The 24,605-nt window shown below is 65.7% G+C and carries 26 protein-coding genes; 6 read left to right on the forward strand and 20 right to left on the reverse strand.

Features of this window, described 5'->3' with window-relative positions:
* Positions 1-18 precede the first annotated feature (18 nt).
* The 11 genes from PJW05_RS17765 to PJW05_RS17815 all read right to left on the reverse strand — a co-directional run bounded on the left by PJW05_RS17765 (position 19) and on the right by PJW05_RS17815 (position 8,879).
* On the reverse strand, positions 19-1,005 hold the full coding sequence (locus PJW05_RS17765; RefSeq protein ID WP_271408291.1) for a DNA polymerase III subunit delta': 987 nt from the start codon (positions 1,003-1,005) through the stop codon (positions 19-21).
* Positions 998-1,630 carry a dTMP kinase gene (gene tmk / locus PJW05_RS17770; protein ID WP_271408292.1) on the reverse strand — a complete coding sequence of 211 codons (633 nt, stop codon included), beginning with the start codon at positions 1,628-1,630 and terminating at the stop codon, positions 998-1,000. Before tmk ends, PJW05_RS17765 begins: the two co-directional genes overlap by 8 nt.
* A gap of 13 nt (positions 1,631-1,643) precedes the next feature.
* Positions 1,644-2,678 carry an endolytic transglycosylase MltG gene (gene mltG / locus PJW05_RS17775; RefSeq protein WP_271412249.1) on the reverse strand — a complete coding sequence of 345 codons (1,035 nt, stop codon included), beginning with the start codon at positions 2,676-2,678 and terminating at the stop codon, positions 1,644-1,646.
* A 6-nt stretch (positions 2,679-2,684) separates the two neighbouring features.
* Positions 2,685-3,500 carry an aminodeoxychorismate lyase gene (gene pabC, locus PJW05_RS17780; RefSeq protein ID WP_271408293.1) on the reverse strand — a complete coding sequence of 272 codons (816 nt, stop codon included), beginning with the start codon at positions 3,498-3,500 and terminating at the stop codon, positions 2,685-2,687.
* Positions 3,500-4,744: a beta-ketoacyl-ACP synthase II gene (gene fabF, locus PJW05_RS17785; RefSeq protein WP_271408294.1), complete on the reverse strand. Its 1,245-nt coding sequence runs from the start codon at positions 4,742-4,744 to the stop codon at positions 3,500-3,502. Before fabF ends, pabC begins: the two co-directional genes overlap by 1 nt.
* Positions 4,745-4,911: 167 nt before the next feature.
* Positions 4,912-5,148 (reverse strand): acyl carrier protein, encoded by a 237-nt coding sequence (gene acpP / locus PJW05_RS17790; RefSeq protein ID WP_016493661.1) that lies wholly within the window; start codon positions 5,146-5,148, stop codon positions 4,912-4,914.
* 191 nt (positions 5,149-5,339) lie between these two features.
* Complete coding sequence (gene fabG, locus PJW05_RS17795; RefSeq protein ID WP_271408295.1) at positions 5,340-6,083, reverse strand: 3-oxoacyl-ACP reductase FabG; 744 nt, start codon at positions 6,081-6,083, stop codon at positions 5,340-5,342.
* A 15-nt stretch (positions 6,084-6,098) separates the two neighbouring features.
* On the reverse strand, positions 6,099-7,037 hold the full coding sequence (gene fabD / locus PJW05_RS17800; protein WP_271408296.1) for an ACP S-malonyltransferase: 939 nt from the start codon (positions 7,035-7,037) through the stop codon (positions 6,099-6,101).
* A gap of 104 nt (positions 7,038-7,141) precedes the next feature.
* Positions 7,142-8,152 carry a phosphate acyltransferase PlsX gene (gene plsX, locus PJW05_RS17805; protein WP_442969169.1) on the reverse strand — a complete coding sequence of 337 codons (1,011 nt, stop codon included), beginning with the start codon at positions 8,150-8,152 and terminating at the stop codon, positions 7,142-7,144.
* Between the two features lie 3 nt (positions 8,153-8,155).
* Complete coding sequence (gene rpmF / locus PJW05_RS17810; protein ID WP_004422311.1) at positions 8,156-8,338, reverse strand: 50S ribosomal protein L32; 183 nt, start codon at positions 8,336-8,338, stop codon at positions 8,156-8,158.
* A gap of 13 nt (positions 8,339-8,351) precedes the next feature.
* Positions 8,352-8,879 (reverse strand): YceD family protein, encoded by a 528-nt coding sequence (locus PJW05_RS17815; RefSeq protein ID WP_271408297.1) that lies wholly within the window; start codon positions 8,877-8,879, stop codon positions 8,352-8,354.
* A gap of 107 nt (positions 8,880-8,986) precedes the next feature.
* Here PJW05_RS17815 and PJW05_RS17820 point away from each other — a divergent pair, with 107 nt between their 5' ends.
* Complete coding sequence (locus tag PJW05_RS17820) at positions 8,987-9,565, forward strand: Maf family protein (RefSeq protein WP_271408298.1); 579 nt, start codon at positions 8,987-8,989, stop codon at positions 9,563-9,565.
* Between the two features lie 236 nt (positions 9,566-9,801).
* Here the strand turns inward: PJW05_RS17820 and sppA are convergent, their stop codons facing one another.
* Genes sppA through rluC form a run of 3 tightly spaced genes read right to left on the reverse strand, consistent with a single transcriptional unit; the run spans position 9,802 to position 12,413 of the window.
* A complete protein-coding gene (gene sppA, locus PJW05_RS17825) occupies positions 9,802-10,782 on the reverse strand; it encodes a signal peptide peptidase SppA (protein WP_271408299.1) in 981 nt (326 codons plus the stop codon).
* On the reverse strand, positions 10,775-11,467 hold the full coding sequence (locus PJW05_RS17830) for an HAD-IA family hydrolase (protein ID WP_271408300.1): 693 nt from the start codon (positions 11,465-11,467) through the stop codon (positions 10,775-10,777). The genes sppA and PJW05_RS17830 overlap by 8 nt, the downstream gene beginning before the upstream one ends.
* On the reverse strand, positions 11,460-12,413 hold the full coding sequence (rluC, locus tag PJW05_RS17835) for a 23S rRNA pseudouridine(955/2504/2580) synthase RluC (protein ID WP_271408301.1): 954 nt from the start codon (positions 12,411-12,413) through the stop codon (positions 11,460-11,462). The genes PJW05_RS17830 and rluC overlap by 8 nt, the downstream gene beginning before the upstream one ends.
* Between rluC and PJW05_RS17840 the strand changes: the two genes are divergently transcribed.
* Both PJW05_RS17840 and rne read left to right on the forward strand, forming a co-directional pair.
* Positions 12,412-12,627, forward strand: coding sequence for a hypothetical protein (locus PJW05_RS17840; protein WP_271408302.1), 216 nt, complete (start codon positions 12,412-12,414; stop codon positions 12,625-12,627). The two genes, rluC and PJW05_RS17840, sit on opposite strands and share 2 nt — an antisense overlap.
* Before the next feature lie 347 nt (positions 12,628-12,974).
* On the forward strand, positions 12,975-16,052 hold the full coding sequence (rne, locus tag PJW05_RS17845) for a ribonuclease E (RefSeq protein WP_271408303.1): 3,078 nt from the start codon (positions 12,975-12,977) through the stop codon (positions 16,050-16,052).
* Between the two features lie 91 nt (positions 16,053-16,143).
* Here rne and PJW05_RS17850 read toward each other — a convergent pair whose 3' ends face one another.
* From PJW05_RS17850 to PJW05_RS17860, 3 genes are all read right to left on the reverse strand, one after another.
* Entirely contained in the window at positions 16,144-17,913 is a 1,770-nt protein-coding gene (locus PJW05_RS17850) for an ABC transporter transmembrane domain-containing protein (RefSeq protein ID WP_271408304.1), read from the reverse strand.
* A 120-nt stretch (positions 17,914-18,033) separates the two neighbouring features.
* Positions 18,034-18,474, reverse strand: coding sequence for a thiol-disulfide oxidoreductase DCC family protein (locus PJW05_RS17855; RefSeq protein WP_271408305.1), 441 nt, complete (start codon positions 18,472-18,474; stop codon positions 18,034-18,036).
* A gap of 69 nt (positions 18,475-18,543) precedes the next feature.
* Positions 18,544-19,671, reverse strand: coding sequence for an ATP-NAD kinase family protein (locus PJW05_RS17860; RefSeq protein WP_271408306.1), 1,128 nt, complete (start codon positions 19,669-19,671; stop codon positions 18,544-18,546).
* 191 nt (positions 19,672-19,862) lie between these two features.
* Between PJW05_RS17860 and PJW05_RS17865 the strand changes: the two genes are divergently transcribed.
* Positions 19,863-20,039 carry a PA1571 family protein gene (locus PJW05_RS17865; protein ID WP_271408307.1) on the forward strand — a complete coding sequence of 59 codons (177 nt, stop codon included), beginning with the start codon at positions 19,863-19,865 and terminating at the stop codon, positions 20,037-20,039.
* A 35-nt stretch (positions 20,040-20,074) separates the two neighbouring features.
* On the opposite strand, the gene pdxB is transcribed toward PJW05_RS17865, so the two are convergent.
* A complete protein-coding gene (gene pdxB, locus PJW05_RS17870; protein WP_271408308.1) occupies positions 20,075-21,205 on the reverse strand; it encodes a 4-phosphoerythronate dehydrogenase PdxB in 1,131 nt (376 codons plus the stop codon).
* A gap of 258 nt (positions 21,206-21,463) precedes the next feature.
* Here pdxB and PJW05_RS17875 point away from each other — a divergent pair, with 258 nt between their 5' ends.
* Positions 21,464-22,846: an MATE family efflux transporter gene (locus PJW05_RS17875; RefSeq protein WP_271408309.1), complete on the forward strand. Its 1,383-nt coding sequence runs from the start codon at positions 21,464-21,466 to the stop codon at positions 22,844-22,846.
* Positions 22,847-22,892: 46 nt separating this feature from the next.
* Here PJW05_RS17875 and tusA read toward each other — a convergent pair whose 3' ends face one another.
* Positions 22,893-23,132, reverse strand: a complete 240-nt coding sequence (gene tusA, locus PJW05_RS17880) for a sulfurtransferase TusA (protein ID WP_016493680.1) — start codon at positions 23,130-23,132, stop codon at positions 22,893-22,895.
* A gap of 145 nt (positions 23,133-23,277) precedes the next feature.
* On the opposite strand from tusA, the gene PJW05_RS17885 reads away from it, so the two are divergent.
* Positions 23,278-23,445 (forward strand): hypothetical protein, encoded by a 168-nt coding sequence (locus PJW05_RS17885; protein ID WP_271412251.1) that lies wholly within the window; start codon positions 23,278-23,280, stop codon positions 23,443-23,445.
* Positions 23,446-23,451: 6 nt separating this feature from the next.
* On the opposite strand, the gene rlmM is transcribed toward PJW05_RS17885, so the two are convergent.
* Positions 23,452-24,501 carry a 23S rRNA (cytidine(2498)-2'-O)-methyltransferase RlmM gene (gene rlmM, locus PJW05_RS17890; RefSeq protein WP_271408310.1) on the reverse strand — a complete coding sequence of 350 codons (1,050 nt, stop codon included), beginning with the start codon at positions 24,499-24,501 and terminating at the stop codon, positions 23,452-23,454.
* Positions 24,502-24,605 lie beyond the last annotated feature (104 nt).

The raw sequence follows: 24,605 nt of genomic DNA on the forward strand, positions 1-24,605 counted from the left end.
CTGGTTCAGCCACCGATTCTAGCCCGGCCCGGGCAAGCTTGCCCACTGGACCAGAAGCGCTTCGAGAAGCAAGACACGGTTGAGGTTGGCCTTGTTCAGGACCTTCTGCCGTTGCTGCAGCAGCCATTCCTGCATTGCGAGGACCTTGTGCTGCGGCGCCTTGTCGGCCAGGTACTGCACCACCTTGCGCATGTCACCCAGCCCGAGCCCGGCTTCGTCGCGAGTGAGCTGGTAGCGCAGCATCAGTTGCGCCCAGTCGCAGAACCATTCGAACAGCAGCGGCAGCGGCACCGCGTTCCAGCCTTCGGCCAGTTGACTGGCCCCCACCTGCTGCTTGAGCAGCCGCTTCACCCCTTCCACCACTTCGGCGCGCTGCGCACGCACGCCCTGCCCTTCCAGACGCAGCGCCGACAGCGGCGAACCACCGGCCAGCACCAGCAGCTCGCGCAGTGCTTCGGGCGTCGCATCCGGCAAGGCCGAAGCGAGCCAGGCCAGGCTCTGGACCTCACTGGGCAGCGGACAGGCCTGCTGCACGCAACGGCTCTTGATGGTCGGCAACAGGCGGCTGGGCTGGTGGCTGATCAGCAGCAGAACGGTATCGCCGGAGGGCTCTTCCAGGCTTTTGAGCAGAGCGTTGGAGGCATTGATGTTCATCGCCTCGGCGGGCTCCAGCAACACCACCTTGCGCCCGCCGAGCTGTGCGGTCTGAACCACGAACTCGACCAGCTCGCGCACCTGGTCGACGCGGATGGCCTTGTCGGCCTCTTCCGGCTCCAGCACGAAGGCATCGGGATGGGTGCTGGCGGCCAGCAGCAGGCAAGCCTTGCACTGGCCGCAGGCATCGAGTCCGACCGGGCTCTGACACAGCAGCCTCGCCATCAGGCGTTCGGCCAGCGCGCGCTTGCCAATGCCGGCGGGGCCGTGCAGCAGGTAGGCGTGGGCGTGTTGCGCACGTCCGGCCAGTTGCCGCCACACCCCCTCCTGCCAGGGGTAGGCATCAGCCATGGCAACGCTCCAACAGGTCCGGCAGCAGCTTGTCGAGATTGGCCTGCACGTCCACCAGGGGCAATGAAGCGTCGATCACCTTGTAACGCTCCCTGGCCGCCTGCGCTCGCTGCAGATAGGCCTGGCGCACTGCTTCGAAGAAGCCGCGCTGCTCCTGCTCGAATCGGTCTAGGCGACCACGGGCGGCGGCGCGGCGCAGGCCGATCTCCACCGGCAGGTCGAAGACCAGTGTCAGGTCCGGGCGCAGATCGCCCTGAACGAAGTTCTCCAGCAGCGCGATACGGGCCTCGGGCAAGCCCCGCCCGCCCCCCTGGTAGGCATAGGTGGCATCCGTGAAACGGTCGCAGAGCACCACGGCGCCGCCAGCCAGGGCCGGTCTGATGACGCCCTCCAGGTGCTGGGCACGGGCAGCGAATACCAGCAAGAGCTCGGTATCGACGCCCATGGCTTCGTCGCTGGGCGTCAGCAGCAACTCGCGGATGCGTTCCGCCAGGGGCGTACCACCCGGCTCGCGGGTCAATACCACTTCGATGCCATGAGCGCGCAAACGCTCGGCGAGGTACTCGCGGTTGGTACTTTTTCCGGCGCCTTCGGGGCCTTCTAATGTGATGAACAGACCGCTCACTGGGTGTCCTTATTCATTGCGGGGCCGGGCTCGAGCGATAGTCGCTGCGGCGCTTCAGCTGGAAGTCGCGCACGGCCTGGTTGTGCTCGCCCAGGGTCTCGGAGAATACATGGCTGCCATCACCACGGGCGACGAAATAGAGGCTCCGGCCCGAAGCGGGATGCAATGCGGCATGGATGGCCTCACGTCCGGCAAGGGCGATCGGCGTTGGCGGCAGACCACTGATGACGTAGGTGTTGTAGGGCGTCGCCTCGCGCAGATGGTCACGAGTCAGGTTGCCGTTGTAGCGCTCGCCGAGACCGTAGATCACGGTCGGGTCGGTCTGCAGCAGCATGCCGGTTCGCAGGCGACGGACGAAGACGCCGGCAATCTGCTTGCGCTCGGTCGCCACGCCAGTCTCCTTCTCCACCAGGGACGCCATGATCAGTGCCTGGTAGGGGTCCTTGTAAGGCAACTGCTCCGCGCGTTTGCTCCACTCCTCCGCCAGTACCTGATCGAGACGATCGCGCGCCTGCTTCAGCAGGTCGATATCGCGCATGCCACGCACGTAGCGATAGGTATCGGGAAAGAAGCGGCCTTCGGGGTACTCGCCCGGGCGACCGAGACGAGCCATCAGTTCGGCATCGTCGACATTGGTCAGGGTCTGCTCGAGCTTGGCCTGCTTGGCCAGCGCCGCGCGGACCTGGCGGAAGCTCCAGCCTTCCACCAAGGTCAGGCTGTACTGCACCACCGCACCGCGCTGCCAGAGCTCCAGCAGGTCGACCGCGCGCATTCCGGGGGTTACGCGGTACTCGCCACTGTGCAGGGAGGCGTTGGCCAGGTTGAAGCGCCAGTACTGGCGCAACCAGAAGGCATTGTTCAGCACCCCCTCTTGTTCCAGGCGGTTGAGCAGGCCGCCCGGCGTGGCACCAGCCGGGACATCGAGCATCCGCTCGGCGGAGATGTTCAGGGGTTGCTGGAGGGTAACGCGTTGCTGCCAGCCGGCAAAGGCCACCAACAAGCCGGCAAGGAGCAGGCCTGCCTCCAGCATCAGCAGGAATTTGCGTATCACGAATCAGATGTCCAGTAGATCGCGGGCGATGGCCTGAAGTTTACGGGTCAGCGGCCCGACCGGCCAGTGATGGCCTGTTACAGAACGCACCGGCCAAATACCGAAGAGGCTGTTGCAGAGGAACACCTCATCGGCCTGGAGGAATTCTTCGAAGACGATGTCACGCACCTCCGCCGGAATACCCGCCGCACCGACGGCGTCCAGCAGCGCCGCACGCATGACACCGGCGACCCCGCAACGGGACAGGTCGGCAGTCACCAGCACACCATCACGCGCGATGAAGAGGTTGCTGAATACGCCCTCGACCACACGACCGGCCTGGTCCCGCATCAGGCCCTCGGCGAACTCGCTGCCCTGCCACTCGGCACGGGCCAGCACCTGTTCCAGGCGATTCAAATGCTTGAGGCCCGCCAGCAGCGGCTGCTCGGCAAGACGCGTCGCACAGGGGAAGAGCTGGACGCCCTGCTCCCGATGGCTTTCCGGGTAAGCCGGAAACGGGCCGCTCTGCAGAATGCGCCGGGGCAAGGCGACCGGTGGAGGTGCATAGCCTCGCAAGCCTTCGCCACGGGTGACCATCAGCTTGACGACCCCCTCCCCCAGCCCGGCCGAAAAGGCCAGCAATTCGGTGCGCATCTGCTGGAGGTCGAGAGGAAGGCCAAGGCGTCGGCAGCCTTCGGCCAGCCGCGCCATGTGGTACTCAAGCAGCGGGGGGCGGCCGGCACGGACGGCGATGGTCTCGAAAAGCCCATCGCCGTATGCCAGGCCGCGATCCTTGATGGATATCGACTCGGCAGGATGACCGTCGACCCAGTTCGGCATCAGCCCGCGAACCGGCGGAACACCAGGGAACCGTTGGTGCCGCCGAAGCCGAAGGAGTTGGACAACACGACATCGATGGGCATGGAGCGCGCTTCGTGGGGCACGAAATCGAGGTCGCAGCCTTCATCCGGCTCATCGAGGTTGATGGTGGGCGGCGCCACCTGATCACGCAGGGCCAGCACGCTGAAAATCGCCTCCACGGCACCGGCGGCGCCCAGCAGGTGGCCGGTCATGGACTTGGTGGAACTGACGGCGAGCTTGTAGGCGTGATCGCCGAACACCGACTTGAGCGCCATGGCCTCAGCCACATCGCCAGCCGGCGTCGAGGTGCCATGGGCGTTCACGTACTGCACCTGATCGACGTTCAGACCGGCATCACGCAGGGCGTTGCGCATGCAGCGCGCGGCACCGGCGCCATCGTCCGGCGGCGACGTCATATGGAAAGCGTCACCGCTCATGCCGAAGCCGATCAGCTCCGCATAGATGGTTGCCCCGCGGGCCTTGGCATGCTCCAACTCCTCCAGCACCAGGGCGCCGGCACCGTCGGACAGCACGAAGCCGTCGCGGCCCTTGTCCCAGGGACGGCTGGCGCGCGCGGGGTCGTCATTGCGGGTGGACAGCGCCCGGGCAGCGCCGAATCCGCCCAGACCGAGGCCGCAAGCGGCCATCTCGGAACCACCCGCAACCATCACGTCGGCCTCGCCGTAAGCGATATTGCGCGCGGCCATGCCGATGCAGTGGGTGCCGGTGGTGCAGGCGGTAGCGATGGCGTAGTTCGGGCCCTGGATACCCAGGTGGATCGACAGGAAGCCGGACACCATGTTGATGATCGAACCAGGCACGAAGAACGGCGAGATACGCCGCGGCCCCTGCTCGTGCAGCGACTTGCAGTTGTTCTCGATGTTGGTCAGGCCGCCAATGCCGGAGCCCATGGCGACACCAATGCGCTCGCGATTGGCATCGGTGACCTCGAGCCCCGAGTCACGCACGGCCTGGAAGCTGGCGGCAAGACCGTACTGGATGAACAGGTCGAGCTTGCGCGCTTCCTTGGCCGACAGGTACTCCTCGACATTGAAGCCCTTCACCGAGCCGCCGAAACGGGTGGAGTAGGCGGAAAGGTCCATATGTTCGATCGGACCGATGCCACTACGGCCAGCCAGAATTCCCTGCCAGGTGCTCGGTACATCGGTACCCAGCGGCGACAGCATGCCAAGGCCAGTGACCACGACGCGTCTACGCGACACAGCGATCTCCTTCTTCAATCTTCACGGCGGTTGATTCGGGTTAACAGACTCTTGAAAAGCCCGGCAGGTAACATTCGCCATCGCGGATTTTCAACAATCGGCTAAAGAAAAGCCGCACGCCCGGTCGGGTCGTGCGGCTTTTCCGCGTCGGGGAACCGACGACTACATTACTGCGCGTGGGCGTTGATGTAGTCGATGGCTTCCTGAACGGTGGTGATCTTCTCGGCTTGCTCGTCCGGGATTTCGGTCTCGAATTCCTCTTCCAGAGCCATCACCAGCTCAACGGTGTCAAGGGAGTCGGCGCCCAGGTCTTCAACGAAGGAAGCGCTGTTGGTGACTTCGTCTTCTTTGACGCCCAGTTGCTCGGCGACGATTTTCTTGACGCGTTCTTCGATGGTGCTCATACCTTGTTTTCACTCCTATGGAAAAATCCGTGCAGCTGGGGCTGCAGTGTATAGAAAGGGTTTTCCGCATTTCAAGCAGAACGCCTGAACCCCTTCCGGATCGCCGCAACGAAATGTCTATAACCCGGCTGCACTGTTATAGCGAATTCTAGACAGCCCATATGACAGCTTCCTGAAGGGATTCGTCACATTCAGCTCATGTACATGCCGCCGTTGACCGGAATGGTCGCGCCGGTGACGTAGGCCGCGCCGTCGGAAGCGAGGAAGCCCACCACCCTGGCGATCTCTTCAGCCTGGCCCAGGCGGCCCAGCGGGATCTGGGTCAGCAGGGCGTCGCGCTGGGCTTCTGGCAGTTCGCGAGTCATGTCGGTGTCGATAAAGCCCGGTGCTACCGCGTTGACGGTGATGGCACGGGAGCCGACCTCACGCGCCAGCGCGCGACTGAAACCTTCCAGGCCGGCCTTTGCGGCCGCGTAGTTTGTCTGTCCGGCGTTGCCCATGGCACCCACCACCGAACCGATGTTGATGATGCGGCCCCAGCGAGCCTTGGTCATACCGCGCAGCACGGCCTTGGACAGGCGGTACAGGCTGTTCAGGTTGGTGTTGATGACATCGAACCACTCGTCATCTTTCATGCGCAGCATCAGGTTGTCGCGGGTGATGCCGGCGTTGTTCACCAGGATCAGCGGCTGACCGAGGTGCTGCTGGATGTGCTCCAGGGTGCTGGCGACCGATTCGTCGTCGCTGACATCCAGAACCAGGCCGGCACCTTCGATGCCGCTGCTCTTGAGGTACTCGGCGATGCGCTCGGCACCGGAAGCGGTGGTCGCGGTGCCGATCACCACGGCGCCCTGACGGCCCAGTTCGAGAGCAATAGCCTGGCCAATGCCGCGGCTCGCACCGGTGACCAGTGCCACCTTACCTTGCAGACTCATAGGTCTTCTCCTTGTTCAGGCCAGCGCAGCGCGGGCGGCTGCGAAAGCATCAGGGGTATCCAGGTTGTGAGTATTGACGCCCTTCACGCAGCGCTTGTTCAGACCGGACAACACCTTGCCCGGACCACACTCGACCAGTTCGGTGACGCCACGCTCGGAAAGACTGACCATCGACTCTACCCAGCGCACCGGACTGTAGAGCTGGGCCAGCAGGTCGCGCTTGAGTTCAGCCAGGTCTGCCACCACGGCGGCGCTGACGTTCTGTACCAGCGGAATCTGCGGTGCCTGCCAGGCCAGGGCTTCGACCGACTCCGCGAAGCGCTCGGCGGCCGGCTTCATCAGCGCGCAGTGGGACGGCACGCTCACCGGCAGCGGCATGGCGCGCTTGGCACCACGCGCCTTGCACGCCTCGATGGCACGCTCGACGGCCGCAGCGGCGCCAGCGATCACCACCTGGCCGGGCGCATTGAAGTTCACGGCGCTGACCACCTCGCCCTGCGCGGCTTCGACGCAGGCTGCCAGCACATCTGCATCCTCCAGACCGAGTATGGCGGCCATGCCGCCCTGCCCCGCCGGTACGGCCTGCTGCATCAGTTGGCCACGACGCTCGACCAGTTTCACGGCATCGGCGAAAGCCAGGCTGCCAGCGGCGACCAGGGCGGAGTATTCGCCCAGACTGTGACCCGCGACGTAGGCCGGACGCGCACCACCCTCGGCCAGCCACAGGCGCCAAAGGGCGATGGAGGCAGTGAGGATGGCTGGCTGGGTCTTGTCGGTCTGGTTGAGTTGTTCTTCCGGACCTTGCTGAGTCAGCGCCCAGAGGTCATAACCGAGGGCCTCGGAGGCTTCGGCGAAGGTATCCAGGACCAGCTTCTGCTGGCCCCCCTGCTCGGCCAGCATGCCCAGAGACTGGGAGCCCTGACCGGGAAACACGAAAGCGAGGGATGCGGACATGTAAGTAAGGTCCCTTTTCTGGCGGTATAGGGAGATTGACGCCCAGCATAGCCAAGCGCAGGAAACTGACAGTTGGATGACAGCCTGCCAATAGCGGTCACATCCTACAGCAACAGATCTTCCAGGCGGCCGTGGAGGCGCTGGGGCACATTCTCGCGAACCTCCACCAGGGCACGACGGATGGCGCTTTGGAAACCGTCCATGCCGGCAGAGCCGTGGCTCTTGATGACAATGCCCTGCAACCCCAGAAAGCTCGCCCCGTTGTGGCGAGCAGGCGTCAGGTCGGCGCGCAACCGCCGCAACAGCGGCAAGGCCAGCGCACCCACCATCCGCGAACCGAGGCTCTCGGCGAACAACGCCTCCATGCGAGAGGAAATCATCGAAGCCAATCCCTCACTGGACTTGAGCAGGATGTTGCCGACGAACCCGTCGCACACCACCACATCCGCCTCGCCACGGTAAAGGCCGTCACCTTCGATGTAGCCGATGTAGTTCAGACCTTCAGCCTGCTGCAGCAGGCTCGCCGCTAGCTTGACCTGCTGGTTTCCCTTGATGTCTTCGGTTCCAACATTCAGCAGCGCGACTCGCGGGCGAGCGGTCCCCAGCGCCTCGGCGGCGACCGCCCCCATCACGGCGAACTGATAGAGGTGCTCGGCACTGCAATCGACATTGGCCCCGAGATCCAGCAGATGGCAGTGGCCTCGCGCCGTGGGAATGGCACTGACCATGGCCGGACGATCGATTCCCGCCAGGGTTTTCAGTACGTAGCGGGACAGCGCCATCAGGGCGCCGGTGTTGCCGGCACTGACGCAGGCCTGGGCGCGCCCGTTGCGAACCAGTTCGAGGGCGACGCGCATTGAGGCATCCGGCTTGCCGCGCAGCGCCTGCGCCGGACGTTCGTCCATGGCGATCACTTCGCTGGCATGCTCGATCTGCAGGCGCTGGCGATCAACCGCGGGAATGCGGGCGACAAGTTCTTCAAGGAGGGGAGCTTGGCCGACGAGGACCAGATGAAGCGAGGGGAATTCGGCCAGACAGGCGACGCTGGCTGGAACAATGCAGCGGGGACCGTAGTCCCCGCCCATTGCATCAATCGCGATGATCGAGGCAGCCAAGGATTACTCGGCAGCGCCCTTGTCGATCACTTTGCGACCGCGGTAGAAACCGTCCGGGGAAACGTGGTGGCGCAGGTGAACTTCACCGGTGCTCTTCTCAACGGACAGTGCATTGGCGTCGAGGGCGTCGTGGGAACGACGCATGTCGCGTGCCGAGCGGGATTTTTTGTTCTGCTGAACAGCCATAATCAATTAACTCCTAAACGTTTGGGTCACGCTTTAACTGCGCCAGTACGCTGAACGGGTTGGACCGCGAAACCTCGTTCTCGCTCGGCTCGGGCTCTTCAAGGCCCGCCGGCTGCTGGCAATCTTCAGGGTCATGGGCCGGAACTATGGGCAGGGCGAGCAGCAGCTCATCCTCGACCAGAGTCATCAGATCCAGAGGATCCTCTCCCACTTCCAGCACGTCATAGCCCTTCGGCAGCGACTGACTGTCAGCCCCTTCCCTCACCACCGCGTAATCGCATTCGCTGTGGATGTTCAGGGCAACCAGCTCCAGACAACGCTGGCAAACCATCTTGACCTCGACGTCGATCCGACTGCGGATGGTGACAGTGCGACGCTCGTCGCGACCAAACGCCAGGCTCGCACGAATGCTGCCCGCGTTGTCCGCAAGGGGTTCGCAGAGTCGCTCCAGGCTGGCGAGCGCAATGTCACCTTCAAGAGTGACTTCGCGGTCCGCCAACTTGCGCGGATCTACATGAGGTGGAATCGGCCCATTCAACATAGGCGCGACATTCTATGGACGAGCCCCTGCCCTGTCAAAAGAATTTCCGCGCTGTTCGCATGTCGGCAGGCTCTATAGAATTCCACGCCCACTTTCCGGAGATTGCCATGCCGCCCCTGGTGCTCGCCTCCAGCTCTCCCTACCGCCGCGAACTGCTCGAACGCCTGCGTCTGCCTTTTACCTGGGGAGCGCCAGCCATCGACGAAAGCCGCCACGCCGGGGAGCCAGCCGAACAACTGGTACGCCGCCTGGCCCTGGAGAAGGCCCGCGCCCTGGCCAGCCAACACCCCAGGCACCTGATCATCGGCTCCGACCAGGTCGCCGTGCTGGGCGAGCAGATCCTCGGCAAACCCCACAACTTCGAACGGGCCCGCGATCAACTCCTGGCCGCCAGCGGCAACCATGTCAGCTTCCTCACCGGCCTCGCCCTGCTGAACAGCGCCACCGGCCAGTACCAGGTGGATTGCATCCCTTTCACCGTGCATTTCCGCGAACTGGATGACGCACGCATCCAACGCTACCTGGCAGCCGAACAACCCTTCGACTGCGCCGGGAGCTTCAAGGCCGAAGGGCTGGGCGTCAGCCTCTTTCGCGCCACCGAGGGCCAGGACGCCACCAGCCTGGTGGGCCTGCCACTGATCCGACTGGTGGACATGCTGCTCGCCGAGGGCGCGCAGATTCCCTGACCTCCTATAGAAGGAAGAAAGCCCGGCATCGACCGGAATGCTGTTCACATAAGAAGTAACGGGGCTCGATCAGTCCCCTCGCCCCTTTGGGGAGAGGGTTAGGGAGAGGGGGAAACGACTGTTTCGCAGGGATTTCGCCCCTCTCCCATAAATGGGAGAGGGGCGCGAGTCATGCGCGCGCTTAAGTGAACGGCATTACGGCATCGACCGGGCTTTTTCTATCAGGGAAGGAAGACTCAGCGCAGAGCCGGCCCCTGGAACCCCATCCACAGCGCCAGCCGCTCAGCGACACTGGCACCGAATTTCTTCGAGAATCGATCCAAGGGCGACTCCTGGACGGTGTAATCGACGATCTCTTTAGCCCCGATGACCTCGCGCGCCACGAAGCTGGTATTGCCAAGCCTGTCCACCAACCCCAGCGCCAGAGCCTGCTCGCCGGACCACACCAGACCGCTGAAGAGCTCGGGATGACCATCGACCTTGAGTCGATCGCCACGCCCCTTCTTCACGCTTTCGATGAACTGCTGGTGGGTGGTATTCAGCACACCCTGCCAGAACTCGGTCTCTTCCGGCTTCTGCGGCTGGAAAGGATCGAGGAACGCCTTGTGCTCGCCAGAGGTATAGACGCGGCGCTCCACGCCCAGCTTGCCCATGGCCTCGACGAATCCGAAGCTGGCAGCGGTAACACCGATGGAACCCACCAGACTGGCCTTGTCGGCAAAGATCTCGTCGGCCGCACTGGCGATGTAGTAGGCACCGGAAGCACCGAGGTCGGTGATCACCGCATAGACCTTGATCGCCTTGTGCTCCTCCCGCAGGCGGCGAATCTCGTCATAGACGTAGCCGGACTGCACCGGACTGCCGCCGGGGCTATTGATGCGCAGCACGACACCCTTGGTCTTCGGATCCTCGAAAGCCGCACGCAGACTGGTGACGACATTGTCAGCGCTGGCCGCCTCTTCATCGGCGATCATGCCGCGAATCTCCACGAGCGCCGTGTGCTCCTGACTGCGCGCCGCGCTTTTCTGCAGATCGAAAGCCGGCAGGAACAACGCCAGCGCGACAAACAGATAGAGGAAGGTCAGCAGCTTGAAGAAAATACCCCAACGCCGGGCGCGACGCTGCTCCTGGACACCCGCCAGAACCGCCTTTTCCAGCAACTTCCAACTCTTCTGCTCGGCCTTGTCGTCAGCCGGCTCTTTCCATTCGTCAGACATAGAGCTCCACCTCACGGGATTGCAGGCTCAGGTCACCGTTCAGCCAGTGACGCAGATCCTCGAAACGCTCGATCGCCAACCTGGGCGACTCCTTGAGCAACTCAGTCAGCGGCTGGGCACCATAGCCCACTGCCACGGAATCCATCCCCGCCCGATGCGCCATGCGCAGATCGAAGGGCGAATCCCCCACCATCACCGCGCGCTCGGCCGACACACCGCAATGCACCAGGATTTCCCGCAACATGCGTGGATCGGGCTTGCTCGCGGTTTCATCGGCACAGCGGGTGACGTCGAAATAATCCAGCCATCCGCGACCAGCCAGCACATGATCCAACCCGCGACGACTCTTGCCGGTGGCCACGGCCAGGCGGTAGCCCTGCTCTCGAAAAGCCTCCAGGGCCTCCCCCACCCCCTCGAACAGGGGCGAAGGCTGACGTTCCAGGGCGTTGTAGTGCTCACCGTAACGCCGCCGAAATGCTTCGATGCGACGCCCATCCTCGAGTTCGGGATAAAGCGTGGCGATAGCTTCCGGCAAGCCAAGGCCGATGATGCCCTTGATGGCGGCATCATCGCGCCAGGGCAACCCGGATGCATCCGCCGCCACGCGCATGGACTCGACAATGCGGGCAATGGAATCGACCAGCGTGCCGTCCCAGTCGAAAATCAACAGTTGGTAATCAGACACCCAGACGCTCCAGGGTTTTCTGCCACATTTCGTCCACGGGCGCCTCCAGTCGCAGCTCGCCGCCGTCAGGCAAGCTAATAGCCAGCGCATGCGCATGAAGGAACAGGCGCTTACCACCCAGTTCGCGAATCTCGCGAGTGAAATCCTCGTCGCCGTACTTGGGGTCGCCGGCGATGGAGTGGCCGGCGTGCTTGGCGTGCACCCGGATCTGGTGGGTGCGGCCGGTGATGGGACTGGCTTCCACCAGCGTGGCGAATTCGCCGAAGCGGCGCACGACGCGGAATTCCGTCAGTGCCTCCTTGCCCTCGGGATTCACCTCCACCATGCGCTCGCCGGAGCGCAGGTTGTTTTTCAGCAGCGGCGCACTGACCTTCTTCTTCGACGTTGGCCAACTGCCGCGCACCAGCGCCAGGTAGCGCTTGTCGACACCGTCGCCACGCAAGGCCTCGTGCAGGTGCCGCAGCATGCTGCGTTTCTTGGCGATCATCAGCAGGCCGGACGTATCGCGATCGAGGCGATGCACCAGCTCCAGATCCATGGCGTCCGGACGCAACTGACGAAAGGCCTCGATCACGCCGAAACTTAGACCGCTGCCACCGTGCACCGCGATCCCCGCCGGCTTGTTCAGCACGATCAGCGCCTTGTCCTCATAGACGATGGCTGCCTCCAGGCGCTCCAGCAGACCCTGGGCCACGGGCGCCGGCTCGTTCGGCTCGGACAGGCGCAGGGGTGGGACCCGCACGACATCGCCAGCCTGAAGCTTATATTCAGGCTTGATGCGTCCCTTGTTCACGCGGACTTCGCCCTTGCGCAGGATGCGATAAATCAACGTCTTGGGCGCACCTTTCAGTTGAGTGCGTAGGAAATTGTCGATTCGTTGGCCGGCATATTCCGGCGCAACCTCAAGCAGCTGGACGCCGGAGGTTGGGGAGGCGGGAGTAGTCATGGCGCGCATCATAACAATTTTTTATGGATTTGAAGCACTTAATGATTACTGCTATAGTCGCGAACGCCGCCAAAAGCGGTCTGGTTTCGGGGTGTTCGCCAAAACTGCCACCCCAACCGCTGCAACCCTTTCAGGACGCAAGGCCGTCCGACAGAAAATTCGCCGCAACGACCGCGAATTTTCCGAAATCAAAGCCTTGAGCCATGACGCGTGATCACCCCCATCCAGATGGGCAATCACGGTAAATGCAACCCGCTACGGATTCAGCGAGCGGCACCCGATTTTCAAGGGATAAGTGTAGGGTGGAGATGCATAACCGTCGGACTGCGTAGTTTCAAGACGCCTTATTTCGTCCGCTACCGACCGTTGATTCCTCCTCCTGACCAAGTGCTTCTGTCACGACACAGCAAGCAGGAGATGTAGTCGCGATTCCGGCTCTACAGGCCGGAGTTCGCTGGACACGGGAGTGGCCCGCCACTCCTGACACGCACCTGACACCGACCGCGAGAGTCGTGTGCGCCAATCGCCGTTTCCGGTAGCCCGGAAACCTATTGGTATCACATGAAAAGAATGCTGATTAACGCGACTCAGCCCGAAGAGTTGCGTGTTGCTCTGGTCGACGGCCAACGCCTGTACGACCTGGACATCGAATCGGGTGCCCGCGAGCAGAAGAAAGCCAACATCTACAAGGGCCGTATCACTCGCATCGAGCCCAGCCTCGAAGCCGCCTTCGTCGACTTTGGCGCCGAGCGCCACGGTTTCCTGCCCCTCAAGGAAATCTCCCGCGAGTACTTCAAGAAGTCCCCCGAAGGCCGCATCAACATCAAGGAAGTACTCAGCGAAGGCCAGGAAGTCATCGTCCAGGTCGAGAAAGAGGAGCGTGGCAACAAGGGCGCAGCCCTGACCACCTTCATCAGCCTTGCCGGTCGCTACCTGGTGCTGATGCCGAACAACCCCCGCGCCGGCGGCATCTCCCGCCGCATCGAAGGCGAAGAGCGCAACGAGCTGCGTGAAGCGCTGAACGGCCTCAACGCTCCGGCCGACATGGGCCTGATCGTCCGTACCGCCGGCCTCGGTCGTTCCAGCGAAGAGCTGCAGTGGGACCTGGACTACCTGCTGCAACTCTGGAGCGCCATCAAGGAAGCCTCCGGCGAGCGCGGCGCGCCCTTCCTGATCTATCAGGAAAGCAACGTCATCATCCGTGCCATCCGCGACTACCTGCGCCAGGACATCGGCGAAGTGCTGGTGGACAGCGTCGAGGCCCACGAGGAAGCCCTGAGCTTCATTCGCCAGGTGATGCCGCAATACCAGAGCAAGATCAAGCTCTACCAGGACAGCGTTCCGCTGTTCAATCGCTTCCAGATCGAAAGCCAGATCGAGACCGCCTTCCAGCGCGAAGTGAAGCTGCCCTCCGGCGGCTCCATCGTCATCGACCCGACCGAGGCCCTGGTGTCCATCGACATCAACTCGGCCCGCGCGACCAAGGGTGGCGACATCGAGGAAACCGCGCTGCAGACCAACCTGGAAGCGGCCGAGGAAATCGCCCGCCAACTGCGTCTGCGTGACATCGGCGGCCTGATCGTCATCGACTTCATCGACATGACCCCGGCCAAGAACCAGCGCGCCGTGGAAGAAAAAGTCCGCGAAGCCCTGGAAGCCGACCGCGCCCGCGTGCAGATCGGCCGCATCTCCCGCTTCGGTCTGCTGGAAATGTCCCGCCAGCGCCTGCGTCCGTCCCTCGGCGAGACCAGCGGCATCGTCTGCCCGCGCTGCGACGGCCAAGGCATCATCCGCGACGTCGAGTCCCTGTCGCTGGCCATCCTGCGCCTGATCGAAGAAGAAGCACTCAAGGACCGCACTGCCGAAGTCCGCGCCCAGGTGCCGATCCCGGTGGCCGCCTTCCTGCTCAACGAGAAGCGCAACAGCATCACCAAGATCGAGCTGCGCACCCGTTCGCGCATCGTCATCCTGCCGAACGACCACCTGGAAACCCCGCACTTCGAAGTCCAGCGCCTGCGCGACGACAGCCCGGAAGTGCTGAGCAACCAGTCCAGCTACGAAATGACTCCGGCGGAAGCGGAAGAAGTCCAGCCGGTCAGCTCCACCCGCACCCTGGTTCGCCAGGAAGCCGCGGTGAAGACCGTTTCCCCCGAGCGCCCCGTTCCGGCCCCGGTCGCAGTCGCGCCGCTGGCCCCGCCGGCGCCGGCTCCGGAGCCCAGCCTGTTCAAGGGCCTGGTGAAGTCCCTGGTGGGTCTGTTCGCCGGCAAGGAAGAAGCCAAGGTCGAAGCCGAGAAGCCTGCTGCCGAGCGTCAACCGCGCAGTGAAGAGCGTCGCAACGGCCGCCAGCAGAACCGTCGCCGTGATGGCCGCGAAGGTCGTGAAGGCCGTCGTGATGACGATCGCAAGCCGCGCGAAGAGCGTCAGCCGCGCGAAGCCCGCGAGGGCCAGGAAGGTCGCCGCGAGCGTGGCGAACGCGCCGAGCGTCCGGCCCGCGAGGAGCGCCAGCCGCGTGAGGAGCGTCAACCGCGCGAAGAGCGTCAGGCCCGCGAGCCGCGTGAGGCACGCGAGGAACGTCAGCCCCGCGAAGAGCGCCAACCCCGCGAGGAGCGTCAACCGCGTGAAGAGCGTCAGCCGCGCGAAGTCCGCGAGGGCCAGGAAGGTCGCCGCGAGCGTGGCGAACGCGCCGAGCGCCCGGCCCGCGAAGAGCGCCAGCCGCGTGAAGAGCGTCAACCCCGCGAGGAACGCCAGCCACGCGCCGAGCTGGCCCAGGCCGAGGTGGTCGACGAAGAACTGCTGACCAACGAAGAACTGCTGCAGGACGACGATCAGGAAGGCGCCGATGGCGAACGCCCCCGTCGCCGTTCCCGCGGCCAGCGCCGTCGCAGCAATCGCCGCGAACGCCAGCGTGAGGCCAACGGCGAAGAGCTGGCGGAAGGCCAGGAAGAAGCCGAACAGGCTGCACCTGACGCGAACGTCCAGGCCGCAACTGTGGTCGCGACCGCCGTGGCGGCCGCTGAAGCGGTTGCCGATGCCACCACCGAGGCCCCGGCCCAGGCGGAGGCCACTGCCGACGCCGTTGCCAGCGAAGCCGTCGCCGAGTCTGCGACTCCAGAAACCGTGGCGCCAACAGCCGAGGAAACCCCCGTTGCCGTCGAACCGGCGCCGGTGGCCGAACAGGCCCCAGCCAAGGTGGAAGCACCCGAGGTCATGGAGCCGGCGACTGTCGAAGCCATAGTCGAAGCACCGGCCAGCACGCCGGTCGAACCGGCACCGGCCGTCGAGTCGCAGGCCGAAGCCCGCGCCAGCGGCGGCCGTGCAGCCAACGACCCGCGTGAGGTCCGCCGTCGCCAGAAGGAAGCGGAGCGGTTGGCCAAGGAAGCCGAAGAGGCTGCCGCCAAGACCGTCGAGGCCGTCGCCGCCGCCGAGCCGGCTGCCGCTGCCGCACACGCCATCGCCGGCGTGGAAGAGGACGTGGTCGCCACCGAGCAGAAGGCCGAAGAAACCGTCGAGCGCGCGGAAGAAGCCCCTGCTGAGCAGGTGGCGGTAGCGACCGAAGCCGAAACGCCGGCGCAAGCCGAGACCAAGGCCGAGGAAGACGAGAAGGACGAGGCCAAGGACGAAACCAAACCGGTCGTCTGATACCTGTCCTGAACGAAAAAGGGGATGCCATTGGCATCCCCTTTTTTCTTGCGCACCGCCCCGCCCACAATCGCCAACAGAGCCCTCCCCGCTATCCCGCCTCCACTCCAAACTGCAGCGCCGCCAACCGCGCATAGAGCGGGTTGCTGGCCACCAATTGCGCGTGGCGGCCGACCGCCACCACCCGGCCCCGCTCCATCACCGCGATGCGGTCGGCGTTCTGCACCGTGGCCAGGCGGTGGGCGATCACCAGGGTGGTGCGACCGCTCATCAACGCCGGCAGGGCCTGCTGGATCAAGTGTTCGCTTTCTGCATCCAGGGCGCTGGTGGCCTCGTCCAGCAGCAGGATCGGCGCATCCACCAGCAGCGCACGGGCAATGGCCAGCCGCTGGCGCTGGCCGCCGGAGAGTCCGATGCCACCCTCGCCCAGATGGGTCTGGTAGCCCTGGGGCAGGCGGCTGATGAATGCGTGGGCATGGGCCGCGCGCGCCGCGGCTTCCACGTCGGCGTCACGAGCTTCGGGGCGGCCATAGCGGATGTTGTCCTCGACAGTGCCGTGGAACAGCGCGGGGTTCTGCGACACCAGGGCGAAGCAACGGCGCAGGTCGGCCGGGTCGAGCCGCGCCAGCGCCACGCCGTCCAGCCGGATGGCCCCCGCCTGGGGATCGAAGAAGCGCAGCAGCAGCTCGAAGACCGTGGTCTTGCCCGCGCCGGAGGGCCCCACCAGTGCCAGGGTTTCACCGGGCCGCACCTCCAGGCTGACGCCGTCCAGGGCGTTCACCTCGGGCCGGCCCGGATAGGCGAAACGCACCGCATCCAGTTCGATGCGCCCGCTGACCCGTTGCGGCAGCGCCATCCGCCCCACCTCGGGCGCCTGGATGGCATTGCGCGCCTGCAGCAGTTCGGCGATGCGCTCGGCCGCCCCGGCGGCGCTCTGCAGTTCGCCGATCACCTCGCTGATGGCGCCGAAGGCGGCGCCCACGATCAGGCTGTAGAAGACGAAGGCCGCGAGGTCACCGGGCGAAATGCGCCCGGCGATCACGTCGCTGCCACCGACCCACAGCATCACCCCCACGGCCCCCAGCACCAGCAGGATCACCAGGGTGATCAGCCAGGCGCGCTGGGCGATGCGTTGCCGCGCGGTGTCGAAGGCACCTTCCACGGTGCGGGCGAAGCGCTGGCGATCCTGGGCCTGGTGGTTGTAGGCCTGCACCGTCTTGATCTGCCCCAGGGTCTCGCCGACATAGCTGCCGACATCGGCGATGCGGTCCTGGCTCTGCCGCGACAGGCGCCGCACACGCCGGCCGAAAAGGAGGATGGGCGCCAGCACCAGTGGCAAGGCCAGCAGCACGATGCCGGTGAGCTTGGGATTGGTGACGAACAACAGACCGATGCCACCCACCAGCATGATGCCGTTGCGCAGCGCCATGGACAGCGACGAGCCGATCACCGATTGCAACAGCGTGGTATCGGCGGTCAGCCGCGACTGGATTTCCGAGGCGCGGTTGCTCTCGTAGAAGCCCGGATGCAACTGGATCAGGTGGTCGAACACGCGCTTGCGGATGTCCGCAACGAAACGCTCGCCGATCCAGGAAACCAGGTAGAAGCGGGTGAAGGTTCCCGCCGCCAGGGCCAGTACCAGGCCGAAGAACAGCATGATGGAATGCCGCAGGGAAGCCTCGGACTGGGTCGCCAGCCCCTGATCCACCAACAGGCGGATGCCCTGCCCCATGGACAGGGTGATGCCGGCGGTGAACAGCAGCGCCAGCAACGCGCCGGCCACCCGCCAGCGGTAGGGTGCGACGAAGCGCGCGGCCATGCGCAGCGCATTGCGCCGCCCCGGAGAAAGGAACGAGGTCATTGCAGAAGCTCGGGAGGGTTCGGGAATTGTCCGCTGCGCCACGGCGACAGGCGTTTCCGCGCGCCACCGACGCAACCCGATGAGTGGCCTGGCCCGACCGGCGCGGCGAAGCGGCGCGACTCAGCGGTCGCCATCGAGGAAGCGCCCCTTATGGTCGGGCGACGGCAGCAGGCAGACCGCATGCCGGCCGAACAGCCGGTAGCGGTTCAGGGCGATGCGGTCATAACACCAGTCCCGCAGCCCCAAGGGCAGGAAACGGAACACGGCCAGCAACGGCCAGGGCGCCGGCAACTGGCGCAGGATGCGCGCGATGGCCTCGGAACGGACGTACAACTCGCGCCCCTCGACATAGAGCATCGTCGCGAAACGGTCGGTGGGCAGGCCGAACCAGCGCAGGATCGCCTGGCCTTCCGCGGACTGCACCGCGGCAAGCCGGAACAACCTCGCCCGGTCATGACGGATCAGGAAGCGCACCCAGCCGTTGCACAGTGCGCAGACCCCGTCGAAAAGCACGACGCGCTCGCCGGGGCGGAGATGGGGCGGGTAACGTTCGGCATCCATGGGGTGTCCTGCAACGTCGGGAAAGTGCCGTCGATGGTAACCGAACGCCCCGGTATCCGGTGAACGGCCTCAGGCCGGGTCGCCCCAGCCGAGCGGGTAGAGCAGCTCCTCCTTGTAGCCCGCCCAGACCCGCACCGCATCGGGGAAGGCCGCGTCCAGCGCCGGGTCGCCGCTGTCCACCAGCAGCGGACGGCCCTCCAGGGTGCCGAGCTTGCGCTTGGTGGCCACCACCCGCAGGTGGTCCAGGCCGATGGCGCGCAGCACGCGCGGGCTGATCTGCTGGTTGCCGCGACCGATGATATGCCCCTGGCCGCCGATGGCCGTCACCAGGAGCCGAGCCGGATGGCCATCCACCCACTCGAACAACTGGGCCTCGGTCACATCACGCGCCAGCACTGCGCCATTCTCGATCACGTCCACGCCCAGCAGCGTGGTTTCCAGCCCCAGGTTGGCCGCCAGGCCGTGCAGCGTGGACCCCGGACCGAAGACGTAGCGCACGTCCTCCTCCCAGCTGTCGTTCAGCCAGTCGGCGAGCTCCACCAGCACCAGTTCCTCCGACTCCATGCCGCCCTGCTTGACGTGCTGCATGAAGTGCCCCTCCACCGGCACCGTCAGTTCGCCGTACCAGCGCGCCGCGACCTTGCCGTCGCGCAGGGCGGTTTCGTCCAGGTCGCGCACCTCGCCGCTGGCCAGGCGCACCAGCCCTCCCTCCACCAGGCGCCGCGCCAGTTCCCCGGCGGCACGCGGGCTGATGGCGTAGACCCCGGAATGGATCTTCACCCCGGCGGGAATACCCAGCACGGGTTGCCCCTCGCGTACGGCCGCACTGACATCCCGCGCCGTGCCGTCGCCACCGGCGAACAGGATCAGCGCGACCCCGGCCTCCTGCAGGGCCTCCACCGCCCGGCGGGTATCCTCGGCGCGGGTGGCGGGACCGTCCAAATGGCCCAGCACCCTATGGGAAAAACCCATCTCCGCCAGCAGGTCGGCGCCCATCGGGCCGGGGAAGGTCAGGAACTGGATACGCCCGGCCAGCGGCAGCAGACACTCCAGGGCCAGCCGGGTCCGCGCCGCCGAGCGGGGCTCGGCGCCCCTGGCAAGGGCCTCGGCGGCGACCCCGTCGCTGCCCTTGAGCGCCGCTGGGCCGCCCAGGCCGGCCAGGGGATTGATGATCAGGCCCATATGGAAGATCGACATGCTTACCTCTATCCGAACACTTGCCCCACCCTCGGGGGCCATCCACCAGGACCAGGGGACTCGCACTTGGCATATTCGCTGCTAGTGTTTCCTGGTCTTTCGTATTTCCCGGCGCCGCGCTGGCGCCACTGTCACTGCGCGTTCACACGCCCTGCCTAGACTGCGCGCAGCCCCTGAAGAGGAGACAGGCCATGAGCTTGCGCAACAGCACCTCCGATCACCGCGTGATCCCGCTGCGGCCTAAGCAGCCGGTGGGCGGTGCCATCATCGACGCCGACGGCCGTGAAATTCCGATCACCGAGACCATGATCCAGCGCGCCTGCCAGGAACTGCACAAGCAACTGGCGGCCGAGCTGAAACCGGCCTGATGCCTTGAGGCCCGGAGGCAATCCCGGGCCGTCTCCTACACCAGCTCCGCACCCAGCGCCCGGACGATTTCCGCCAGACGCGGCGCATCCCCCTGCAAACGCACCCGCAGCCCATCGATCTCCCGCCGCACCGGATAGTGCTTGCGCAAGGCATCGAAGGCCGTGCAGCGCCGGGCCTCGTCCCCCACCAGGCTGCGGCGGAAGTCCGCATCGTCGCGGCGCGGGTCGTACACCGCGCGGCACAAGGTCGCCAGCGCCCAGGCCGGGTCGCTGCCGGCATTCAGCGCCAGTTCGCCCAGCCAGGGCGCCGGCAGCAGTTCGTCCAGTCGCACGCGTTCCGCCTGGCCGCTGGCGCGGCACCAGGCCTGGTAGACCTGCGCGGTACCGCGCAGCTTGCCGTCCAGGCTGTAGCCGGCGATATGCGGGGTGGCGATGCGGCACAGGCGCGCCAGTTCCACGTCGGCCAGGGGTTCGCCCTCCCAGACGTCCAGCACCACCCGCAGGTCGATGCGACGCCCGAGCAGCGCGCGCAAGGCCTGGTTGTCCACGACGGCGCCGCGGCTGGCGTTCACCAGCCAGGCCCCCTGGCGCAGGCGTTCGAGTCGCCCGGCGTCCAACAGATGATGGGTGCCGCGATCCAGTGGGGTGTGCAGGCTGATGGCGTCGCATTCGCGGAGGATGGTCTCCAGATCGACATAATCGCCGCCCTCGGCCGCCTGGCGCGGCGGATCGCACACCAGCACCCGCCAGCCCAGGCCACGCAGCACGTCCACCAGGCGCCCGCCCACCTGGCCCGCGCCGACGACGCCGAACGTGCGCGTGGCGAGTTCGACACCTTCGTCCTCCGCCAGCACCAGCAGGCTGCCCAGCACGTAGTCCACCACGCCGCGAGCATTGCAGCCGGGGGCGCTGGACCAGGCGATGCCGGCCTCGGCGAAGTAGTCCAGGTCGAGGTGATCGGTACCGATGGTGCAGGTGCCGACGAAACGTACCGGGCTGCCGGCCAGCAGGGCACGGTCGACGCGGGTCACCGAGCGCACCAGCAGCAACTCGGCATCGGCCAGGGCGGCAGCATCGATGGCGCGGCCCGGCAGGCGGCGGATGTCGCCCAGCGCACCAAAGAAGGCATCGACCAGGGGTATGTTTTCGTCGGCAACGATTCGCATGGCAAGGCTCCGGCAGAGAGATCGCCATTCTACGCAATCGCCCCTTTGCGCGCCCCTGCTCCCCTCTTTTCTGACCGAGGCGACAGGGCGTAGACTACGGCTCCTTCAGCCTCCACGTCCCGTTCCGCCGGCAGCCTCTTCTGCAAAGGCGGGGACCGTGCACCGTTGCGAGCCCGTCGCGACCAGGCAGCTTCCAGACGCCCTTCAACCACCCTTTGCATGGACACCCCCGGTTCGCCCGGTGGATGCGTTATCGATATGGAACTCTCAGAAACCCCAGTCCAGACCCGCTTCACCCGCGCCCGCACGGAACTGCGCGCGCTGCTCAAGCTGGCCGCACCGATCATGGTCGCCCAGCTCTCCAACTCCGCCATGGGCTTCGTCGACGCCGTGATGGCCGGCCGTGTCGGTGCCCGGGACCTGGCCGCCGTCGCCCTCGGCAACTCCATCTGGATCCCGGTGTTCCTGCTGATGACCGGCATCCTGCTGGCAACCACCGCCAAGGTCGCCGAGCGCTTCGGTGCCGGGCGGCAGGACGAGATCGGCCCGCTGGTTCGCCAGGCCCTCTGGCTGGCCCTGGTGGTGGGCCTGTGCGGTGCCCTGCTGCTGATCAATGCACGCCCCGTGCTGCAACTGATGGGTGTGGACCCGGACCTGGTCGCCCCGGCCATGGGCTACCTGCACGGCATCGCCTTCGGCTTCCCGGCGGTGGCGCTGTACTACGTGCTGCGCTGCTTCAGCGACGGCCTGGGCCGTACCCGCCCGAGCATGGTGCTGGGGATCTGCGGCCTACTGCTGAACATCCCGCTGAACTACATCCTGATCTACGGCCACTTGGGCATGCCCGCCCTTGGCGGCGTGGGCTGCGGCTGGGCCAGCGGCCTGGTGATGTGGTTCCTGCTGCTGGGCATGTTCGGCTGGGTGACCCGCGCCCCGGCATACAGGCCGAGCGGCCTGTTCGAGCGTTTCGACAAGCCAAGCTTGCCGGTGATCAGGCGTCTGCTGTCCATCGGCGGCCCCATCGGCATCGCGGTGTTCGCCGAGTCCAGCATCTTCGCCGTGATCGCCCTGCTGATCGGCGGCCTGGGCGCCACGGTGGTGGCCGGTCACCAGATCGCGCTGAACTTCAGCGCCCTGATCTTCATGATTCCCTATGCCCTGGCGATGGCCGTCACCGTGCGCGTCGGCCAGGCCCTGGGACGTGGCGACCCGCGGGCGGCGCGCTTCGCCGCCGGCGTCGGGATCGGCGCCGCGCTGGCCTACGCCTGCCTGTCGGCCAGCCTGATGCTGCTGTGCCGCGAGCTGATCGCAAAGATGTACTCGCCCGACCCGGCGGTGATCGCGGTGGCGGCGATGCTGATCGTGTATTCCGCGCTGTTCCAGTTCTCCGACGCCATCCAGGTCGCCGCCGCCGGCGCCCTGCGGGGCTATCAGGACACCCGCGCGACCATGCTCATCACCTTGTTCGCTTACTGGGGCATCGGCCTGCCGGTGGGGTATGCCCTGGGCCTGGCCGACTGGCTGGGCGAACCCAGCGGCCCCAAGGGGCTCTGGCAGGGTCTGGTGGTGGGCCTGACCTGCGCGGCGGCACTGCTCAGCCTGCGCCTCGCGCGCAGCGCACGGGCGCGTATCCGCCGCTGACGAAAAAGGGCCGCATCGCGCGGCCCTTCTTCATTGGCAGAGAGAATCAGTCCGCCTTCTTGCGAATCCAGTAGAGATAGGTGCCCGCCTCTTCCGACTGGTCCAGCAGCTCGTGGCCGAGGAATACGCAGAACTTGGGAATGTCGCGGCGCGTCGAGGGGTCGGTGGCGATCACCTTGAGCAGGCCGCCGGCCGGCAGGTCGCGCACCTTGTTGTGCAGCATCATCACTGGCTCGGGGCAGTTCAGGCCGGTGGCGTCGAGGATGGCATCAGGCTGTTGGGACATGGGGCACTCCAAAAACTGGCCGCTATTGTGGCGCAAAGCCGAGTCTCCGCCCAGCCTTGCCGTTCCCACCGCGACGTCCGGCCACCAACGCCCCTCGCCAGCCCATGAAGGACGGTGCAGCATGGAGCTTTCCACGGAGGCCGGCATGCCCGAATCCACCGAGCGCGACTGGTGTGTCAAGCGGCTGGATGACAACGGCAACGAGTTCGTCCTGCGTGCCGGCCTGACCCGCGAGGAGGCCGAACGCCTGGCGGCGGACTACCAGGCGCGGGGCCACAAACAGAGCTATTGGGCGGAGCCGATGCGGCCTTGACGCGTGCTACAGGCGGCGCAGGTGGCAGGTGACTTCCTCGCGGTCGTGGTAGAGCTGCTTGCAGGCGATGGAGGCTTTCACGCCCCGCCCCTTCAGGCCGGCCTCTATCCGCGCCAGCAACTTGCGCACCTCGGCGTAGCGCTGCTTCATCGGCAGCTTGAGGTTGACCACCGCCTCCTGGCACCACCCCTCGCCCATCCAGGTTTCGATCATCGCCGCGGTGCGTGCGGGCTTCTCGACGATGTCGCAGACCATCCAGTTCACTGGCCGGCGCGGCTTGAAAGTGAAGCCGTCGGCGCGCTGGTGTTCGACGAAGCCCGAATACATCAGGCTTTCGGCCATGGGACCGTTGTCGACGGCGGTAACCTTGATCTCGCGCCGCACCAGTTGCCAGGTCCAGCCGCCCGGCGCGGCGCCCAGGTCGACCGCGGTCATGCCCGGCGCCAGGCGGGCATCCCATTGGTGCCGTGGAATGAACTGGTGCCAGGCCTCTTCCAGCTTGAGGGTGGAGCGGCTCGGCGCTTCGCGCGGGAACTTCAGGCGCGGGATGCCCATGGGCCAGAGCGCCGAGTTGTCCGGCTCGGCCAGGCCGACGAAGGCCTCGCGGCCGCTGCGGAAGGTCAGCAGCAGACGCGGCAGTTGCGCATCGTCCTTGAGCTTGCCGGCCTTGCTCAGGGCGGTGCGCAGGGGTTTTTCGAACTTGCGGCAGAAGGTGGACAGCTCCTTGCCTTCGTTGGTGTCCAGCACCTCCAGCCAGAGGCTGCCGCAGACCGGGAAGCCCGCCAGGGCGTCCAGCAGGACGGTGATACGGTCGGTCTCCGGCAACGGGACGTACTCGCCACGGGCCCACTGGCGGGGAAAGATCAGTTGGCTGAAACGCAGCTTGCGCATCAGGCGTTCGGCGCCGCCCGCTTCGCTGCAGACGAACTCGGCACAGGCGCTCTGGGGCTTGGCCCGGGGATATCCGGCCACATCGAGACGGGCGGCGTGCTCGGCGATCTCGGCACAGACTTCGCCTTCGAATCCGGGGCGGCAGTGCAACAGCAAGGTGTTCATCGGGGTTCCTCCTGGGCGCGCACTATAGTTGCGCCGCAGCCGTTTTCACACAGCCCGACAAGCAAAATCCTACAGACCACATCCCTCCCGCCCTTGGAACCCCG

It is taken from the genome of Pseudomonas sp. Q1-7, assembly GCF_028010285.1.
Taxonomy (GTDB): Bacteria; Pseudomonadota; Gammaproteobacteria; order Pseudomonadales; family Pseudomonadaceae; genus Metapseudomonas.

Bases quoted from the DNA above. Each gene is read 5' to 3' on its own strand.
- rne (WP_271408303.1), top strand. From the start codon at position 12,975: ATGAAAAGAATGCTGATTAACGCGACTCAGCCCGAAGAGTTGCGTGTT.
- rlmM (WP_271408310.1), bottom strand. From the start codon at position 24,501: ATGAACACCTTGCTGTTGCACTGCCGCCCCGGATTCGAAGGCGAAGTC.
- PJW05_RS17885 (WP_271412251.1), top strand. From the start codon at position 23,278: ATGCCCGAATCCACCGAGCGCGACTGGTGTGTCAAGCGGCTGGATGAC.
- fabG (WP_271408295.1), bottom strand. From the start codon at position 6,083: ATGAGTCTGCAAGGTAAGGTGGCACTGGTCACCGGTGCGAGCCGCGGC.
- tusA (WP_016493680.1), bottom strand. From the start codon at position 23,132: ATGTCCCAACAGCCTGATGCCATCCTCGACGCCACCGGCCTGAACTGC.
- pdxB (WP_271408308.1), bottom strand. From the start codon at position 21,205: ATGCGAATCGTTGCCGACGAAAACATACCCCTGGTCGATGCCTTCTTT.
- rpmF (WP_004422311.1), bottom strand. From the start codon at position 8,338: ATGGCTGTTCAGCAGAACAAAAAATCCCGCTCGGCACGCGACATGCGT.
- PJW05_RS17840 (WP_271408302.1), top strand. From the start codon at position 12,412: ATGGCGCGCATCATAACAATTTTTTATGGATTTGAAGCACTTAATGAT.
- PJW05_RS17875 (WP_271408309.1), top strand. From the start codon at position 21,464: ATGGAACTCTCAGAAACCCCAGTCCAGACCCGCTTCACCCGCGCCCGC.
- sppA (WP_271408299.1), bottom strand. From the start codon at position 10,782: ATGTCTGACGAATGGAAAGAGCCGGCTGACGACAAGGCCGAGCAGAAG.
- PJW05_RS17865 (WP_271408307.1), top strand. From the start codon at position 19,863: ATGAGCTTGCGCAACAGCACCTCCGATCACCGCGTGATCCCGCTGCGG.
- pabC (WP_271408293.1), bottom strand. From the start codon at position 3,500: ATGCCGAACTGGGTCGACGGTCATCCTGCCGAGTCGATATCCATCAAG.
- acpP (WP_016493661.1), bottom strand. From the start codon at position 5,148: ATGAGCACCATCGAAGAACGCGTCAAGAAAATCGTCGCCGAGCAACTG.
- PJW05_RS17860 (WP_271408306.1), bottom strand. From the start codon at position 19,671: ATGTCGATCTTCCATATGGGCCTGATCATCAATCCCCTGGCCGGCCTG.
- PJW05_RS17765 (WP_271408291.1), bottom strand. From the start codon at position 1,005: ATGGCTGATGCCTACCCCTGGCAGGAGGGGGTGTGGCGGCAACTGGCC.
- PJW05_RS17815 (WP_271408297.1), bottom strand. From the start codon at position 8,879: ATGTTGAATGGGCCGATTCCACCTCATGTAGATCCGCGCAAGTTGGCG.
- PJW05_RS17820 (WP_271408298.1), top strand. From the start codon at position 8,987: ATGCCGCCCCTGGTGCTCGCCTCCAGCTCTCCCTACCGCCGCGAACTG.
- PJW05_RS17850 (WP_271408304.1), bottom strand. From the start codon at position 17,913: ATGACCTCGTTCCTTTCTCCGGGGCGGCGCAATGCGCTGCGCATGGCC.
- rluC (WP_271408301.1), bottom strand. From the start codon at position 12,413: ATGACTACTCCCGCCTCCCCAACCTCCGGCGTCCAGCTGCTTGAGGTT.
- fabD (WP_271408296.1), bottom strand. From the start codon at position 7,037: ATGTCCGCATCCCTCGCTTTCGTGTTTCCCGGTCAGGGCTCCCAGTCT.
- PJW05_RS17855 (WP_271408305.1), bottom strand. From the start codon at position 18,474: ATGGATGCCGAACGTTACCCGCCCCATCTCCGCCCCGGCGAGCGCGTC.